The sequence below is a fragment of the Bacillus sp. V3-13 genome (assembly GCF_002860165.1).
Lineage (GTDB): Bacteria > Bacillota > Bacilli > Bacillales > Cytobacillaceae > Bacillus_BJ.
In genome coordinates, this window is sequence record NZ_PGUZ01000091.1 from 1 (window position 1) to 3,137 (window position 3,137).

At 41.1% G+C, this 3,137-nt stretch carries 4 protein-coding genes; 3 read left to right on the plus strand and 1 reads right to left on the minus strand.

Translation table 11 applies throughout. From position 1 onward, the window contains the following. The first annotated feature begins 378 nt into the window (after positions 1-378). The 3 genes from CU633_RS21850 (at position 379) to tmk (ending at position 2,873) form a co-directional block, all read left to right on the plus strand. A complete protein-coding gene (locus tag CU633_RS21850; protein ID WP_101662661.1) occupies positions 379-582 on the plus strand; it encodes a sigma factor G inhibitor Gin in 204 nt (67 codons plus the stop codon). A 185-nt stretch (positions 583-767) separates the two neighbouring features. Further along, the gene (locus CU633_RS21855; protein WP_308314818.1) at positions 768-2,231 is read left to right on the plus strand and encodes an aminotransferase class I/II-fold pyridoxal phosphate-dependent enzyme; all 1,464 of its coding nucleotides are present in this window, start codon (positions 768-770) and stop codon (positions 2,229-2,231) included. A gap of 3 nt (positions 2,232-2,234) precedes the next feature. Beyond that, complete coding sequence (gene tmk / locus CU633_RS21860; protein WP_101662663.1) at positions 2,235-2,873, plus strand: dTMP kinase; 639 nt, start codon at positions 2,235-2,237, stop codon at positions 2,871-2,873. Here tmk and CU633_RS23150 read toward each other — a convergent pair. Next, on the minus strand, positions 2,865-3,137 hold a 273-nt coding region (locus CU633_RS23150; RefSeq protein ID WP_219620984.1), incomplete at its 5' end, for a hypothetical protein. The genes tmk and CU633_RS23150 overlap by 9 nt on opposite strands.

Sequence of the window (3,137 nt, forward strand, 5' to 3'; positions counted from 1 at the left end):
CCGATGGTAGTTGGGGGTCTCCCCCTGTGAGAGTAGGACGCCGCCAAGCGAATGCGAAAGAACGGCCGATGATGGTTGTTCTTTTTTTATTTTACTGAAACTGATTTTGTAAAGCCCCGCAATTCACGCCCCGAAAAACACTTGGCACAAGCAGAGTCTAGGCAAGCCAAACTAATGATTGTTAAAAGTCAATATTTGATGGTGTAGCTGAGAGCAAAAACGTCCCAAAGCCGCCGTTTTTTCTTTTCAAGGCTCAAAATGTGCATAGACATACACCCGATTAATATGTGATACATACAATATAGTACTGATGAATATTCGAAAAATTGTATACAAATGTGGTTCTTTGGTCAGAATAGGGGTGTGGAGGTGGAGGACATGAATAATTTGTTAGCGAAGAAACAGATGGGGAAAACATGTGTCGTTTGCGAACAAACAAAATGGAAGGGCATACATCTATACACTTCTTTTATATGTACTGATTGCGAACATGATCTTATTATTACGGATACGGATAATCCTAAATATAAATTTTTTTTAAAAAAATTAAAAAAGATAACTAAACCTGAAATACATTCTTGAAGGCTTCCCAAAAGGAGGCTTTCTTTTTTGGCTTTTCTATGGTGAAGCGGTTTTTTATTGGGAGCCACTCGTAATCCAACAAATTAAAATGGAGACAAACCGGTCAGCTTGTTGGCTATTTTTAAAAAAGGAGCAGCCGAAGGTTTATTTTGATAAAATAGATAAGAAATCTGAATGAGAAATCGGTGATAATATTGGATCAAAAAGAAACGCCTTTATTGGAGGCTTTAGTTCGCCATAGTCAAAAGAAGCCGATTTCGTTGCATGTTCCCGGCCATAAGTATGGTTCGGTATTTCCTATAGAAAAAGATGTTGGCTTTGTGAAATTTTTACAGCTTGATGCGACGGAATTGACAGGGCTCGATGATCTTCATTCGCCGGAAGGAGTCATTTTGGCGGCAGAAAGGCTCCTGGCTGAACTATACGGTGTGAAAGAGAGCTTTTTTTTAGTTAATGGATCGACGGGAGGCAATCTCGCGATGATTTTGACTGCGATTAGCGAGGATGATGTTGTCCTTGTGCAGAGAAATTGCCATAAATCGATTTTAAATGGAATTGAGCTTGCTGGCGGGATCCCCGTGTTTTTAGGGGAGATGCTCGATGAAGAATGGCAGGTTGCCGGAGGAGTATCGATTGAAGCCGTAACAGAGGCGATACATATATATCCGCACGCTAAAGCTCTTATCGTCACATATCCAAACTATTATGGTCTTACTTATGACTTGAAAAGTATTATAGATTTGGCTCATCAGCATTCCATACCAGTACTTGTTGATGAGGCTCACGGTGCTCATTTTATTGCTGGCCGTCCCTTTCCATTGTCTGCAGTTGAGTTGGGGGCGGATATCACCGTCCAGTCGGCGCACAAGACGCTGCCGGCGATGACAATGGGGTCGTATTTGCATTTTAACAGTGAACTATTATCGCTGAACACTTTAAAATATTATTTGCAAACGATCCAATCGAGCAGCCCTTCTTATCCCATTTTGGCTTCTTTAGACATAGCCCGCAGCTATTTGGCCTCTTTTAATCAGCAAGACCTTGACTACCTGAAGAAGTCCGTGAGCCTTTTTAAGCAGGAATTATCAAAATTAGCAGGCGTAAAGGTATTGGATAGAGGCGATACCGATTTATTAAAAGTAACGCTGCAATCAACATGCACCCTGAGTGGATTTGAAATACAGAGACGGATGGAGCAGGAAGGTTTATTTGCAGAGCTGGCAGATCCAAATAATGTTCTTTTTGTTCTCCCATTACTAAAAAAAGATCAGGAATACCCATTTTCAGCGATTCTTGATAAACTAACGAGAGTGCTGAAAACTGAATCGCATCACGCCAATGAGCAAAAGAAAGTTTTTTTTAAGAAGAAACCTGTTTCACCGCTCCTTATAAGCAGAAAACAGGCAAAAAACTTACAAATGGAAGAAATGTCTTTTAGCAAAGCAGCCGGACAAATCTGCGCTGAAATGATCGTTCCCTATCCTCCAGGCATTCCTTTATTGTATCCTGGAGAATTGATTGAAGAGTCAGATCTGCAAAGCCTTAACCTGCTTCTTAAAAGTGGGGCGCGGTTCCAAAGGGGAGAAGCTTTGCTGGAAAGAAAAATAAAGGTATACAAAATACAGAAAGAGTTCTCATCTGGGGGTTAAAGAATGAAAGAAGGAATCTTTATTTCGGTTGAAGGTCCAGAAGGGGCTGGAAAGACGACTGTGCTCAGCCTGCTTGCAAAGGAGCTTGAAACGGAAGGCCATAAAGTCATGATGACGAGGGAACCGGGCGGGATTGATATCGCTGAGCAGATTCGCAAGGTAATCCTTAATAAAAATAATACAGCTATGGACCCCCGGACAGAGGCGTTACTATACGCCGCGGCAAGAAGGCAGCATCTTGTAGAAAAAGTGAAGCCTGCTCTCGAGGATGGTGCAATCGTATTGTGTGACCGCTTCATCGATAGTTCGCTCGCTTACCAGGGCTATGCAAGAGGTCTTGGAATAGATGAAGTATTTTCAATTAACCAGTTTGCTATTGAGCAAATGATGCCTTCAATAACGCTATATTTTGATATCGATCCGGAAGAAGGCTTGGGACGGATCAGTAAAAATGCCGGGAGGGAAGTCAACCGGCTCGATTTGGAAACGATTGAGTTCCATCATAAAGTAAGGGAAGGTTATTATATTTTAATGAAAAAATTCCCTGAAAGAATACACAGAATCGATGCTTCCCAGCCTATTCAACATGTGTTTGAGCAATCGGCAGAAAAAATAAAAAAAATGATCGAAAAATCAATGTGAGATGTTTAAGGTTAAATATGGAAATAATGATTGATATAGCCTAGGCTTAGATTGCGCCAATTTTCCCCAAGCTACTTTTGTGTGTGGGATTCCTGTTTTTGTAAAGGAAGGGCTATCGGCAATTGAAATACCTGCTATAATAAAAATAAATGGATTTTCGGAAAAAAATGCGGAAACAAGCGAAAAGCCGCTTGTTCCTACTGGTAGTGTAAAAAGTTCTATGAAAACTCGGCTTTGAGGGTTCCGTTCTGCCACAAAACAGAT

Bases quoted from the DNA above. Each gene is read 5' to 3' on its own strand.
- tmk (WP_101662663.1), top strand. From the start codon at position 2,235: ATGAAAGAAGGAATCTTTATTTCGGTTGAAGGTCCAGAAGGGGCTGGA.
- CU633_RS21850 (WP_101662661.1), top strand. From the start codon at position 379: ATGAATAATTTGTTAGCGAAGAAACAGATGGGGAAAACATGTGTCGTT.